Genomic DNA, 14171 nt, shown 5'->3' with positions numbered 1-14171 from the left:
CTATAGCCTCCTGATGCGTAACGCGATGTGGCTGCTGATGCTTTCGCCAGCCTGCAACAATGTCAGCCCGCCATATCCCGCCATGTGATGTCCGTTCGGCAGATGCGTCATGGGCTCGAAGCAAAAGAAGTCGGCGCGTTCGGCGGGCTTGTAAAGCATGAAGACACCGTGCTCCGGCGATGCCGCGAGATCGGCCGCCAGCTTAAGTTCCGGCCAGGCGATGACGGCCTTGCCATCCCAGCCCTCGAAGGCGTTGTTGACGAAGCCTGAAGGAAGCGCGGCACCGGCGGAAAAATCGAGATCGGCGGGAACCGGTCCGCATCGATCCGGAAGATGCCCCGCCCGCTCGCTCCAGGCGCCGGTCGCGGTGGCGGTGAGCCGGGTGTTATCAGTCATGGCTAGGAAGGGATGCTGGCCGAGCCCGTAAAGCGCCGGCTTGCTGCCCGCATTGGTGACGGAGAGCCTGAGCGTCAGTTGATCACCGGCGACAGAGATGGTCTGCTCCGCCTGATAATCATAGGCGGACGTGGCATTGGGTCGATGACGCAGCGACAGCACCACCGACGACGCGGTTTGATGCGTCACGTCCCAGCGGGACAGCCAGCCATCGCCATGCAGATAGAGCGGATCGCCGGTATTCGGCAGAAAGCGATATTCCGTTCCATCAATGTCAAAGCCGTTGTGCTCGACGCGGTTACCGAAAGGGACGAGCGGAAAGCTGGCCATGCTGCCCTCGGGACCACCCGCCGGCACCAGGAAGGGCACGCCGTCAAACCGGGCGTCCAGCAAAGCACCGCCGTGACGTGAGACACGGACGGCCAGGGCGCCGTCCGCAAGGTCTATGACCGCGGGCAGCGATGTCACCGATGCAGCCCGGCAGCCGAGGATCTCAGATTGTCGAGCAACACGGCGACCAGCAGGATCAGGCCGCGCACCACATATTGGTAGAAGGCCTGGATATTGAGAAGGTTCATGACGTTTTCCGCGATGCCCATGATCAGCACGCCGACGATGACGCCGCTCATGGCAGCGCGACCACCGGCCAGCGACACGCCGCCGAGAACGCAGGCGGAGATGACGGAGAGCTCAAGGCCCGTGGCCGCATTCGGCTGGCCCGAGGTGATGCGCGATGCGAGCAGGATACCGGCGATGGCGCAGACGAGCCCCTGCAAGGCAAAGATCCAGATGCGCATGTTGACGACATTGACGCCGGCCAGTCGCGACGCCTCGGGATTGCCACCGATTGCCAGCGTGTTCTTGCCGAAGACGGTGCGGTTCAGTACGAAGCCGAAGACGATGAACAGCAGCACCATGATCCAGATCGGCGTGGGAATGCCGAGGAAGCGTGACAGCGCCAGCTGGTAGAAGCCGGGATCGTTGATACCAACAGCCCGGCCATCCGAGGCAATCAGCGCAAAGCCACGGACGATCTGCATGGTGGCGAGCGTTGTGATCAGGGCGTTGATCCTGAAACGGGCGATGACGACACCGTTGATCAGGCCGACAAAGGCGCCACTGGCAAGCGCGGCGAGAAGGCCGAGCACAATCGACCCGGTCGCATTGGACGCCATGACGGCGATCATGCCGGAAAAGGCCACTGTCGAGCCGACCGAAAGGTCGAAATCCCGCGAGGCGAGGCAGAACATCATGGTGCAGGCGACGATGCCGATGGTGACGACCGATTGCAGCAGGCCGAGCATGTTGCGCTCGGTCATGAAATTGGGAACCGTCAGCGCGACAATGGCAAAGGCGATCGCGAAGATCACCACCAGGCCCTGTTCGCCGAGAAGAAGTTTCCTGAGGGAAGTCATTATATCGTTCCTGCGTCTTAAGCGGCGGCGGTTTTGTCGGGCAAGGCGGCGGAGAGGATCCGGCGATCGTCGAAATCGGGACGGCCCACATCAGCGGCGACGCGCCCCTGGCACATCACCATGATGCGGTCGGAAATGCCCATGACCTCGGGCAGTTCGCTCGATATCACCACGATCGCCATGCCTTCGGCTGCGAGGCCGTAGAGGATTTCGTAGATTTCCGCCTTGGCGCCGATATCGATGCCACGGGTGGGTTCGTCGATCACCAGGACCTTGATGCCCTGCTCGGACAGCCAGCGGCCGAGGATGACCTTCTGCTGGTTGCCGCCGGAGAGATTGACGATGTCCTGTCGCCGGGAGGGTGTGCGGACCCTGAGCCGCGCGATGAACTCGTCGGCCACCGAGGCTTCCTTGCGGGTGTTCAGGATACCCAGCGGCGAGAAATGCCGCCGGGAGGATATGGTGATGTTCTCTTCGATGGGGCGGCCCTGGACGATGCCGTCATGCTTGCGGTCCTCGGGGCAAAGCACGATGCCGGCACGGATCGAGGCGGACGGGCTGTCCTGAACCACGGCCGCGCCATCCACGGTGACCGTGCCGCCACTGCGAGGATCGGCGCCATAGAGCAGGCGCGCCATTTCGCTGCGGCCGGCGCCGATCAGCCCGAAGAAGCCGAGAATTTCGCCCTGCCGGACCGAAAAGCTGATGGGGCGCGGCAGATGCGGTCCGCTGAGATCGCGCACCTCAAGGCGCGCAGGGCCGAAGGCACGCGGCCGCCAGCCCCAGATGTTGCTGATTTCGCGGCCGACCATCTCCGCGATGATCTGGTCCCGCGTGGTCTCGGCGATCTTGGGGTGATGGGCCGCCAGCTTGCCGTCGCGCAACACGGTGAGGCTATCGCAGAGCCGGAAGATTTCGTCGAGGCGATGGGACACATAGAGAATGACGGTGCCGCGCGCCTTCAGCTTCTCGATCAGCGCGAAGAGGATTTCGCTTTCCCGCGAGGAGAGCGAGGATGTCGGCTCGTCCAGCGCGATGACCCGCGCGTCGAGAATCACAGCCTTGGCGATCTCGACCATCTGGCGGGCACCGATGGACAGGGACGAAACCTTGACCGAGGGGTCGATGTCGATCCCGATCTCGCTGAGCTTTGCCGCGACGCTATCGACCAGCTTGCGCCTGTTGATGACGCCAGCAGCGGCCGGAAAACGGCCGAGCCAGAGATTTTCTGCAACCGTCAATTCCGGCACCAGTTGCAATTCCTGGTGAATAACGATCACGCCAGATGCAAAGGCATCGCGAACCGACTTGTAGGTCTGCGGCACGCCATCGATGGAGATCGTGCCGGTATCGGCGGACTGGTCCCCGGACAGCAGCCTGATCAGGGTGGACTTGCCGGCACCGTTCTCGCCCATTAGCCCATGCACGGCACCCTTTTCCACGGAAAAGGACACATTCGACAAGGCCTGGACGCCCGGATAGCCCTTGCTGATATCTTTGAATTCGAGGAAGGCCATGGAAGCTCCGCGGAAAGACCCGGCGGCGCGAATGCCGCCGGGCGTGTTTGCAGATTACTCGATCCCGAGATCCTTGCGGACGGCTTCATAGGTGTCGCGCAGGGCAAGCGCGCCAGCGGTCAGCGTCAGCTTTTCCGGCTCCTTGCCGTTGGCGATCCACTCATACATGTTGAGCGCGGTTTCATAGCCGTGGCGCTTCGGCGAGATGATGACGGTGCCGAAGAAGCCGGTCGGGGTGGGCTTCTTGAACTCGTTGATCGCCGATTCCGCACCGCCGATGCCAACGCCGATGACGTTTTCAGCAGCAATGCCGACGGATTCCGTGGCGCGAACCGCACCCAGCACGGCCTCGTCATTGAGACCGAAGGCCACCCAATGCTTCACATTGGCGTTCTTGTTCAGAACCGTCGTTGCAGCATTCAGCGCTGCTTCGGTGTCGGTCTTGGCCTGCGGCGCGTCATAGATGTTTTCGGCCGGGAAGCCGGCGGCCTTCAGGGCTGCGATGGCGCCTTCGACGCGGTCGACGGCGGTCGGCAACTGGTCATAGGACACCCTGATGGCGCCGACGTCCTTCATGTCCCAGCCGCGCTTCTTGATTTCCTCGGCAATCGCCTGGCCCACGGTCTCGCCGATCTTGGTGGCGGAGATGCCCATGTGGACGACGTCTTCGAGCGGCTTGCCATCGGCACCGACGAGGCGGTCGTCGACCGTCATGACCTTCAGGTCGTTGGCGGCCGCCTTGGCGACGATGCCGGGGCCGAGCTTGACGTCGGGCGTGCAGATGATGAAGCCCTGCGCGCCCTGGGCGGCGAGGTTATCGATCGCGGACTGCACTTTTTCGCCGTCTTCGGCACCGATCTTGACGAGCGTGAAGCCTTTTTCCTTGGCGGCCTGATCGGCAAACTTCCATTCGTCCTGGAACCAGGGTTCCTCCGGCTGCTTCACGAGGAAGCCGATCTTGACGTCAGCGGCAAAGGTCGAGCCGGCAGCCGCGAACGCGACGACGCCAGCCAGGATGGCTGCTTTCCATGAGCGCATGTGTTCTCTCCCAAATCCCATTAATTGAGCAACTGCCTCCCGGCAGTGCCCAAGAATTAGGTTAAATCATCATACCAGTCAATTGCCTTGGTATGATGATTGAGATAAAGATCTGCACAAGGCGTTTTGGCATGGCGGTGCGATATCGTAAGCCCTTGCGAATTCGGGTAGACGATGGAGGATCGGCAGTGATGGAGGCCAGGGTGGAGACGGTCGAGCTAAAGGGTGAGGACCAAGCGGTCGAGGCGGTTCGCCGGCCGCGCGTGCGCCGCAACGTCACCGTCGCCATCGCGCAGGATATCTGTGCGGACCGCTATCCGCCGGGCAGCCAGCTGCCGCGCGAGAACGATCTGTGCGAGATCTACGGTGTCAGCCGCACCGTCATCCGGGAATCCCTCAAAATCCTTGAATCCAAGGGCCTGCTGCGCGGCAAGCCCAGGGTCGGCACCGTCGTCTGCGACAAGGACGACTGGAATATTCTCGACGCCGACGTGCTGGAATGGATCGGTCCCTACATCAAGGATTTCGATCTCCTGGGCTGCATCCTGGAAGCGCGCCGCACGATCGAGCCGGTGGCAGCCGAACTTGCGGCAGAGCGCGCCACGACGCAGCAGATCGCCGACCTGGAAAATGCCTGGCGGCAGATGCGCGATTCGAGCGATGATCCCGAGCGCTTCACGGAAGCCGACGTGCAGTTTCACGCCGTTCTCCTGGCGGCCAGCCACAACCAGGTGTTCCGCCGGCTCTCAAGCGCCATCCATGCCGCCCTGCGCTATGCGCTGCATGCCTCCAACGTCGCCGTGGAAAGCCGCGAAGATGCTGTGATCATCCATGGCGAACTGGTCGAGGCCTTGCGCATGCGCGATCGTGCCAAGGCGCGGGACGCGGCCAACCGCATGCTCGATCTCGCCGTGCACGACCTTGCCGCGGCCGAACGCGTGATCGGTCGAAACACCAGCAGATAACACGGGCATCGGCCCGAACAGCAGAGAAGAAGACGCGCATGAAGATCACCAAACTCACCACCTATATCGTCCCGCCGCGCTGGTGCTTCCTGAAGATCGAAACGGATGAGGGGATCGTCGGCTGGGGCGAGCCGGTGGTCGAAGGCCGGGCGCTGACGGTGGAAGCGGCCGTGCATGAGCTCTCGGACTACCTGATCGGCAAGGACCCCTTCCTGATCGAGGATCATTGGACCGTGATGTATCGCGGTGGCTTCTATCGCGGCGGCGCCGTGCATATGAGCGCGATTTCCGGCATCGACCAGGCGCTGTGGGACATCAAGGGCAAGGCGCTGGGCCAGCCGATCCACTCGCTGCTCGGCGGCCAGGTCCGCGACAAGATCAAGGTCTATAGCTGGATCGGCGGCGACCGCCCGTCCGATGTCGCCAACAATGCCCGCGATGTGGTTGCCCGCGGATTCCAGGCAATCAAGCTCAATGGCTGCGAAGAGCTGCAGATCGTCGATAGCTACGCGAAGATCGACCACGCGGTGGAAACCATCGCCATCATTCGCGAGGCGGTCGGCCCCCATATCGGCATCGGCGTCGATTTCCATGGCCGCGTGCACAAGCCCATGGCCAAGGTTTTGGCCAAGGAACTGGAGCCGTTCAAGCTGATGTTCATCGAAGAGCCGGTTCTCTCGGAACATCGCGAGACGCTGAAAGAAATCGCCAACCACTGCTCGACGCCGATCGCGCTGGGAGAGCGTCTCTATTCCCGCTGGGATTTCAAGCAGGTGCTGTCGGACGGCTATGTCGACATCATCCAGCCGGATCTCAGCCATGCCGGCGGCATCACCGAATGCCGCAAGATCGCCTCCATGGCCGAGGCCTATGACGTGGCGCTCGCACCGCACTGCCCGCTCGGCCCCATTGCGCTGGCTGCCTGCCTGCAGGTGGATGCGATCAGCTACAACGCCTTCATCCAGGAGCAGAGCCTCGGCATTCACTACAACAAGTCGAACGACATCCTCGACTACATCGTCAACAAGGATGTGTTCCACTATGCCGATGGTTTCGTCAGCATTCCCCAGGGCCCCGGCCTCGGCATCGAGGTGGACGAGGCCTATGTGATCGAGCGCGCCAAGGAAGGCCACCGCTGGCGCAACCCCATCTGGCGCCATGCGGACGGCAGTTTCGCGGAGTGGTGAGGCCAGCCGGGACGCTAAACCCGGCCAGGGCTTTGCCCAGGCTGTCCGCCGGGACAGCCTGGACCGCTGCTAATCGCGGCCACCGGCTCCAGATGCCTTACGCTGCCGGCGCATGGTCGTGGCAAACCGGGCGGGATCGTTCAGGTGGGCGCCGTCGAGCTTGTGGATGGCCTGGCGGTGGGGTGACGAAATGACCGTCTGCGGATCGGCATAGGCCTCCTCGACCACCGTTTCCAGCACGTCGATCCAGCGGTCGATGTCCTCCCGGGACCACATCTCGCCGGCCTCCGGTGTGAACGGCTCCGGCACCAGCCAGGGTTCGTGGCTGAGCCAGAAGGCATCGATGCCGAAATCGGTCATGCGGCGCTGCACGTCCAGCACCGAAACGCCCGTTTCCTGCCTCAGCGGCTCCATCGACCAGCGCGTCATTTCCATGCGCGGCACGGTGATCTCAGGATGCGAGCGGGCAAGCCCGCGAATCCTGGCCAAGCGCGCATCCATATAATTGTTGGCCAGCACCGACAGATCCGCAGCTTCTGCAATGCCTTCGGCGCCCATGGCCGCCGTCCAGGCATAGGCCTTCATGACCTGCTGGGCATTGCCGAAATATTCGCGGATCTTGCCGCAGGATTGCGGGCGGTCATAGTCCAGCCGGTAGCCATCAGCGCCTTGCACCACGACCGGCGCCGGCAGGAACGGGGCGAGTTCCGCCGAGCAGCCATAAGCGCCGACGGAGGGGCCGTTGCCGCCCTTTGGCGCCCCAAAAGTCTTGTGCAGCATGTACATGCAGGCATCGAAGCCCAGCTCCCGCGCCTTCAGCCGGCTCATGACGCCGTTGAAATTGGCGTGGTCATAGAAGCAGAGCCCGCCGGCCTCATGGACAATCCGCACCCATTCCTTGATGTCGGGATTATAGATGCCCATGTCGTCTGGATTGCCGATCATCAGTGCGGCGGTGCGGTCTGACACGACGGACTTCAACTGCTCCAGGGAGGGATAGCCGTTTTTCTCCAGCGTCAAAGTGATCACCTTGAAGCCGGCGGCGGCGGCCGTTGCCGGATTGCAGGGATGGGCCTGGATCGAGGTGATGATCTCGTCGCGCTTGCCAAGCTCGCCGCGCGCCTTCAGCCACGCACGGGTGACCGCACAATGGGTATAGGCGGCATCCGCCCCACCACCGGGCTGGAACACGAACTGGTCCATGCCGGATAGCGCCCGCAGCATCTGGTCCAGCCGGTGGATGAATCCCAGCGAGCCCTGCAGGGTCTCGTCCGGCTGGGCCGGATGCGTCTCGGCCATATCGGGCCGCCAGGCGATGGCCTCGCTGACGGGGGCATTGTATTTCATGGTGCAGGTGCCGAACAGGCTGACGCCCTGCATGCCGAGCGTCATCTGCGCCAGATGCAGATAATGGCGAAACACCTCCGGCTCGGAAAGCTCCGGCAATTCGGGCGGCTTTGCGCGTCGAAGCGCTGCCGGCACGAGCCCATCTGCCTCCGGCGCATCGTCAAACATCAGCCCGCGACGGCCTGATTGGCCCATGGCGGTGATCACAGGTTCGTCCCAGCGAGCGGCGTGGTAGCGAGGGATCTGGCGGCTCATGCGGCAAGGACCTTGGTGAGGGAGGAAACGAGATGATCGATATCACCGGGCTGATGGATCTCGGTGACGCAGTAGAGCGCGACCTGGGGCGCGGCGCGATCGCCGGCGGAGAGGTCGATGCCGCCGAAGATGCCGTGGGCCAATAGCGCCTTGTTGATCTCGGCGACCGTCTTGCCCGATGCGGTGAAATCCACCAGGAATTCCTTGAAGAAACCCTTGCCGTGAACGATCCGCGCGCCAGGCACCTGCCCTATCCTGTCCGCCGCATGTCTTGAATTGGCGATGATGCGCCGGCCAAGCTCCACAAAGCCCTGTGGGCCGAGCAGCGCCATGTAGGCGGCGCCAGCGATGGTCCAGAGATAGGTGGAATTGCCGGTCCAGTCCTTGCCCTCCTCGCGCATGCCATAGGAGGTCTGGTGGAACAGGCTCAGCGCAAAACCATGCTCGCCCGGCACGCTGGTGGGCGCCATCGACACGAGGAAGGTGGGGTATTCCAGGGCATAGCGCGCTTCATGGCGCGAGGCGATGAAGCCGCCGACACCGCCGCCGCCATGCATATGCACGCCCAGCGGCTGGATCGAGCCGACCGCGATATCCGCACCATAGGCAGAAGGCGGCGCGACGATACCGAGCGACAGGGGATCGACACCGACGATGGCTTCAGCGCCGCTGGAGCGCGCCATCCTGGCGATCTCCGCGGCCTTTTCTTCGAACAGCCCGTGATAGTTCGGGTTCTCGAAATAGACGGCCGCGGTTTGCTCGCTGATGAGGTTTTCAAGCGCTGCGAGATCGGCGCAACCGGTTTGCGGATCCACGCCGCAGAGATCGATCTCGATGGCGCGTCCGCTGGAGGCCGAGGCGCAATAGGTTTCAATGACCGACAGGCGCTCCGGCGACATGGGGCCGACCAGCACGACGCGGGAGCGGCCGGTCAGCCGAACCGCCATGCGAATGGCGTGCCCCACCGCGCAGCCCCAGCTATAGACGGGCATGCCGACGAGATCCATGTCGAGCAACTCGCCCAACTGGCTGCAGAACTCGAACCAGGCCTGGTTGCGGCCATGGTCCGACTCAGGAGAGCCGAACACGGATGTCAGCCATTCCTGCCGGCGCACCAGTTCGTCGCAGACGGCCGGCACATGATGCTGCCAGATCCCGCCGCCGAGAAAGTTGAGGTGGGTTTCGCAATTGGCGTTCCTGGCGGCGATGTCGCGCAGATGCCGTTTCAACGCCGCCTCGGAGCGGATCGCCGGTGGCAGGGCTATCGGCGTTTTGGCCCGATGATCCGCCGGGATTTGCGCGAACAGGTCTTCGATCGAGGCCGCGCCGATCACGGACAGCATTTCCGCCTTGATGTCCTCGACACTGTTGGCCATCCAGGGATGGGCTGTCGTAGTGGCCATCGTCATCTCCTACTCGAAATTTTGTTCGACTGTCGCACAAATGTACGCATATTGCAATCGGCGCCGCAAGCTCAGAGAAAGGCCTCGAGCCGCATGACGAGACTGTCCACCGGGCCGGTGCGCACCTTGATGTAGCCCGAGAGACCGCGATCGACCTCCAGATCTCCGCTATCGAGATGCAGCATGCCGCCGGGCAAGGCGGCCAGCTTTTCGCGCGTCGCCACGATGATGAGGTTTTCCCGCCGGCAGGACCGCAACAGCCCAGGCGATATCTGCTGGTTGCCGCGGCCGAAGACGAAACCCTGCTGCCCGATGACGCCTGTGATGACGGTGATATCGTCGCATCGGCCAGCCAGATGCTCCAGCGCGGCGGCATCGACATCCCGGCGGATGGTGGCGCCATCCAGCACGACATCGACGCCGAGCAGGCTTCCTTCAAAACCGAAGGCCTGCTTGATCGTTTGCATCGTGGTGCCGGGTCCGATCACCACCAGCGATCGCCCTGATAATTCGGCTACCAATTGCCGGCCAAGGGCGGCGATTGCCGCCTCGCCGCCGACAATACGCCCACCCTTGGCGGGCTGCAGAAATCGCGGCAGGTCCGGCACGCGGGCATGACCAAACAGGCGTAGCGACGGGTTGCCCCGGGCGCGCTCCCTCTCATCCGCATCCATGATCTCGGCCATGCGAAACCTGAGGGGTATTCCCCGGGGCTGTCGCGCCATCACCGCCACCGTCTCGCCCGCCGCTTCCGGGCTCAGCGCGAATACGGCCGAATGCATCTTCACGCCAGCGGGTATGCCAACCAGAGGAATGCGATCGCCGACTGCATCCAGGATATCCCGGGCCGTGCCGTCGCCGCCGGCAAACAGCAAGATCTCCGCGCCCGCCTCCACGAGAGCCGCGGCGGCGCGGCGCGTGTCTTCTGCCGTCGTTGTCGCCTGGCTGTCGCATATGGTTTCGGCGACGATTCCGCAGTCTCGGACAATATCGCCGCCCATAGTGCCCTGAGCCGTGAGCAGCCGAAAAGCAGAGGATTCGCGGCGTAATCGGTGTAAGGACCGGGCGGCACGCTCTGCCACCTGGGGCACGCCGCCTTGGCCCAAGGCGTCCGCGAGGCTGCCCAGATGATCGCTGCCATGGGCGGCGAGCCGTCCGCCGATGCCGGCCAGCGGATTGACGAGGAAGCCGATCCTCAAGCGGTCAGGCATCGGCCTCACGCAATTCGCGCTTCAAACGGTTCAAGGCCATGAGCCTGCGGTCGCGCCAGGCCACGCGGGCCTCCCAGTCCGAAAGCGGCAAGGCCGCGCGCCGCTGGTCCGCCACCTTGTCGACGAGTTCAGCGGTCCAGGGATCGTGCTGGCCGCGCTCCGCCCCCATGCGCTCATAGGCCGGCGCCATGCGCGCCGCGTGGGCGGCAATGCCACCGCGCACATTGAGGTCGCTCGTCTCGAACGGTCCAATAAAGGCGTAGCGCATGCCCAGGCCATCGCGGATGACAGCGTCGAGTTCATCCACGCCAACAACGCCATCTCGCACCAGGCAATAGGCCTCCCTGAGCACCGCGCCCTGAAGCCGATTGAAGACAAAACCTTCCACCTCCCGCGCCAGCGTGACCACGGACATGCCGGCCGCGGTGAAGAGGGTTTTCGCCTTCTCGACGATATCCTTTGCCGTGAAAGGTGCCGGCACCAGCTCCACCACCGGCAGCAGATAAGGCGGGTTGCCGGGATGGGCCACGAGGCAGCGATGCCGGTCCGGGAGAGCTTCCGCCATGGCGCTGGCGGTAATCGCGGAAGAAGATGAGGCAATCACGGTCTGCGGACCGGTGCCCTCGACCAACCGCTGCAGCAGTGCCTGCTTGATTTCGAGCCGCTCAGGCGCGGATTCGATCACGAGGTCGGCGCCATGGATCGCGGCGCCAAGGTCGATGTCATAGGTCAGCCGCGCAGCCACGGTCTCGGACGGTTCGGCCAGCAGGCCGAAGTCGCTGAGCTCAGCCAAGCGATCGGCAATCAGCCGCTTTGCCGCGTCGAGTTGTGCCTGATTGATGTCGTTGAGCACGGCGTGAAAACCCGCTCGCGCGAAGACGATGGCCCAACCCGATCCGATCGCGCCAGCACCAACCAATGCGATTTTTGTGGGCTCGGATAAACTGACGCTCATGATGTTGACTGTCTCGTGCTATCGAAAGATGACGCGATCCTAAAGCAGGCCGCGCAAAAACAGCAACAGAAAATCGTTGAAATTCGCACAAATGTTCGGATATCTGCTCGGGACTGGCAAAGGAGAGACCTGATGACGTTTTCACTCACCGGCAAGACCGTGTTGCTGACCGGGGCATCCAAGGGCATCGGCGCCGAGACGGCGAAGACCCTTTTGGACATGGGCGCCCATGTCGTTGCCCATTATGGCAGCGACCGCGCGGGCGCCGAGGCGGCGATTGCCGGGGCAGCGCCCGGCCAGGCGATTGCGCTCCAGGCGGATCTCGGCCAGCAAGGCGACGCCCGTCGCCTCTGGCAGGAGGCCGTGGCCTGGCGCGGGCGGATCGATGTCCTCGTCAACAACGCCGCGATCTTTCTCAATGCCGGCGGGATCGAGGAGCCCCAGGGCGAGTGGGACGAGGTCTGGGACAAGACGCTCGCCGTCAATGTCCGGGCACCGTCGGACCTGATGCGCGAAGCGGTTCACCACTATAAGGAAAAGGGTGGCGGCATTATCGTCACGGTCGTGAGCTGGAACGCGCAACGCGGCTCATCCAGCCCGAAAACCATCGCTTATGCGGCCTCCAAGGGCGCGCTGAAAGCCGCGACCCAGACGATTGCCCGCAATTATGCCAACCAGAACATCCTGGCCTATATCATTGCGCCTGGCGTGGTGAAAACCCGCATGTCGGAGGATGCTGCCGCCGTGCTGGGCGGCGTGGAAAAGCTGACCGCGGGCCTTGCCATGGGCGAATGGGTGCCGCCGGAGGAAATCGGCTCCCTGATCGGCTTTCTTTCGACGGGAACCTGCCGCCACCTCACGGGCGCGACGCTCGACTTCAACGGCGCAAGCTATGTGCGCTGAAACGATCTAGGCGCCTCGGTCTCACGGCACGATTCGCGCCTCAATCAAGTCACCAATTTCGAACGGTGGTGCGAATATGCACCACCGTCGCCAAATCCGCGCTAGCCTTTACTCTCGGAAACGGCCCGCAAACCGTCTGTAATCGCTAGCAAACAGAGGCTGCATCGCCGCCTTCCTTGCGCACAGGCGCCAACCAGGCACTAACCTCAAAATCTTGACAACGTGCGCATTATGAACAAATGTGCGATTAGCAAAAGTCATTCGGCAGGAGCCGACTCAGCCTCCTGACCAATCGTAAACATCAGGCATCATGACAGGAGTTGAGCCATATGGGCATTCAGTTCAGGGGTAGCTACACGGTTACCGTAACCCCTTTTACCGCTGACGGAGCCGCCATTGACTACGAGGCCTTGAAGCGCTTCCTGGACTGGCAGATCGAATGCGGCGTTCCCGGCGTGATCATTCTCGGCACGACGGGCGAGTTCCTGACGATCAGCGACGAGGAGCGCCACGCCTATGTGGACGCGACGGTCAAGCATGTGAACGGCCGCATGCATGTGCTGGTCGGCGCGATGAATGCTTCGACGCCGAAGGCCGCGGCTTATGCAAAGATGGCCGAAGACCTCGGCGCCGACGGGTTGATGATCCTGCCGCCCTACTACTACACGCCGACGGAAGACGAGATCTACGGCTACTACAAGGCGATCTGCGCGGCCACCAAGCTGCCGATCATGCTCTACAACAATCCGTTCACCTCCAATGTCGACATGTCCGCCAAGCTTGTGGCGAAGCTGACGGCCGCTTTCGAGCAGGTGCAGTATATCAAGGAAGCCTCGACGGATGTCGGTCGCGTCTTCGACGTGATCCGCGAATCCAAGGGTGCGATGAATGTCTTCGCCGGCGAGCGGATCGTTGAATCCTTCCTGCTCGGCGCTGTCGGCTATGTCGATCCCTTCGGCAACTACATTCCGCGCGCAACGCAGAAGCTCTGGCGCCTGCTGGAAGCCGGGCGCATCGACGATGCCAAGCGCATCCAGGCGCATATTACCAAGATCGAGCATACGATTGCCGAGGGTCACCCGACCTATGGCCACCAGTGCTATTCCAAGGCGCTGGCATCCCTCGCCGGCTATCCCGTCGGCGATGTGCGCCCGCCGCTCACCACCTTCGCCTCGCTGGGCGATGAGGGCAAGCAGCGCCTGGCCGTGCTGTCCGGCGTGATGCAGGAGCTCGACAAGCTGCTGGCCGAGATCGGCTGATCCGTAACGGACAGCATGCCCGAAGGAAGAAGACGAGGCTGCGGATTGCGGCCTTGTCTCAGACTGCTGATGTGTTGTTCAAGTGTGCAACTCCAACTTCCCGTCATTCCGGCCTTGAGCCGGAATCTAGCCACGGCGCGTCTGCGCCGTGAAAGGAGTCCTTATGATCAAGAACTTGATCATAATGGATCAAAGACTTGATCGCACTGGATCCCGGCTCGGGGGCACTGCTGTCCGGTTTAAATTTGGTGGACATGGCGCACGGTGTTGATTCTACTTGTGTTCGAGCGTTTGGCGACGATCTCGGACACGAAAGGGGA

Annotated in this window: 12 protein-coding genes; 4 read left to right on the top strand and 8 right to left on the bottom strand. The window is 62.9% G+C overall.

Annotated elements, in window-relative coordinates; all coding sequences use genetic code 11:
* The 4 genes from B9A97_RS16505 to B9A97_RS16490 are packed head-to-tail and all read right to left on the bottom strand — an operon-like array spanning position 1 to position 4366.
* Positions 1-864 (bottom strand): aldose 1-epimerase, encoded by an 864-nt coding sequence (locus tag B9A97_RS16505; RefSeq protein ID WP_084366459.1) that lies wholly within the window; start codon positions 862-864, stop codon positions 1-3.
* Positions 861-1811, bottom strand: a complete 951-nt coding sequence (araH, locus tag B9A97_RS16500; RefSeq protein ID WP_084366458.1) for an L-arabinose ABC transporter permease AraH — start codon at positions 1809-1811, stop codon at positions 861-863. The genes B9A97_RS16505 and araH overlap by 4 nt, the downstream gene beginning before the upstream one ends.
* A gap of 17 nt (positions 1812-1828) precedes the next feature.
* Positions 1829-3328, bottom strand: a complete 1500-nt coding sequence (gene araG / locus B9A97_RS16495) for an L-arabinose ABC transporter ATP-binding protein AraG (RefSeq protein WP_084366457.1) — start codon at positions 3326-3328, stop codon at positions 1829-1831.
* Positions 3329-3382: 54 nt separating this feature from the next.
* Complete coding sequence (locus B9A97_RS16490; RefSeq protein ID WP_084366456.1) at positions 3383-4366, bottom strand: arabinose ABC transporter substrate-binding protein; 984 nt, start codon at positions 4364-4366, stop codon at positions 3383-3385.
* A gap of 191 nt (positions 4367-4557) precedes the next feature.
* On the opposite strand from B9A97_RS16490, the gene B9A97_RS16485 reads away from it, so the two are divergent.
* The gene (locus tag B9A97_RS16485) at positions 4558-5331 is read left to right on the top strand and encodes a FadR/GntR family transcriptional regulator (RefSeq protein WP_143530523.1); all 774 of its coding nucleotides are present in this window, start codon (positions 4558-4560) and stop codon (positions 5329-5331) included.
* Between the two features lie 38 nt (positions 5332-5369).
* Positions 5370-6518, top strand: coding sequence for a galactonate dehydratase (gene dgoD / locus B9A97_RS16480; RefSeq protein ID WP_084366455.1), 1149 nt, complete (start codon positions 5370-5372; stop codon positions 6516-6518).
* 69 nt (positions 6519-6587) lie between these two features.
* Here dgoD and gcvPB read toward each other — a convergent pair whose 3' ends face one another.
* The 4 genes from gcvPB to B9A97_RS16460 form a co-directional block, all read right to left on the bottom strand.
* Positions 6588-8120, bottom strand: a complete 1533-nt coding sequence (gene gcvPB / locus B9A97_RS16475; RefSeq protein WP_084366454.1) for an aminomethyl-transferring glycine dehydrogenase subunit GcvPB — start codon at positions 8118-8120, stop codon at positions 6588-6590.
* Positions 8117-9523, bottom strand: coding sequence for an aminomethyl-transferring glycine dehydrogenase subunit GcvPA (gcvPA, locus tag B9A97_RS16470; protein WP_084366453.1), 1407 nt, complete (start codon positions 9521-9523; stop codon positions 8117-8119). Before gcvPA ends, gcvPB begins: the two co-directional genes overlap by 4 nt.
* Before the next feature lie 71 nt (positions 9524-9594).
* Complete coding sequence (locus tag B9A97_RS16465) at positions 9595-10734, bottom strand: ATP-NAD kinase family protein (RefSeq protein ID WP_084366452.1); 1140 nt, start codon at positions 10732-10734, stop codon at positions 9595-9597.
* Positions 10727-11689: a 3-hydroxyacyl-CoA dehydrogenase gene (locus B9A97_RS16460; RefSeq protein ID WP_084366451.1), complete on the bottom strand. Its 963-nt coding sequence runs from the start codon at positions 11687-11689 to the stop codon at positions 10727-10729. Before B9A97_RS16460 ends, B9A97_RS16465 begins: the two co-directional genes overlap by 8 nt.
* A gap of 132 nt (positions 11690-11821) precedes the next feature.
* On the opposite strand from B9A97_RS16460, the gene B9A97_RS16455 reads away from it, so the two are divergent.
* Together B9A97_RS16455 and B9A97_RS16450 are read left to right on the top strand one after the other, a co-directional pair.
* The gene (locus B9A97_RS16455) at positions 11822-12592 is read left to right on the top strand and encodes an SDR family NAD(P)-dependent oxidoreductase (protein ID WP_084366450.1); all 771 of its coding nucleotides are present in this window, start codon (positions 11822-11824) and stop codon (positions 12590-12592) included.
* 329 nt (positions 12593-12921) lie between these two features.
* Positions 12922-13851 (top strand): dihydrodipicolinate synthase family protein, encoded by a 930-nt coding sequence (locus B9A97_RS16450; protein WP_084366449.1) that lies wholly within the window; start codon positions 12922-12924, stop codon positions 13849-13851.
* Positions 13852-14171: the final 320 nt, after the last annotated feature.

The sequence above is a fragment of the Rhizobium sp. RU36D genome (assembly GCF_900176345.1).
GTDB lineage: Bacteria > Pseudomonadota > Alphaproteobacteria > Rhizobiales > Rhizobiaceae > Allorhizobium.
The sequence above is the reverse complement of the archived record's forward strand: the minus strand, read 5'-3'. Positions and strand labels throughout refer to the sequence as shown.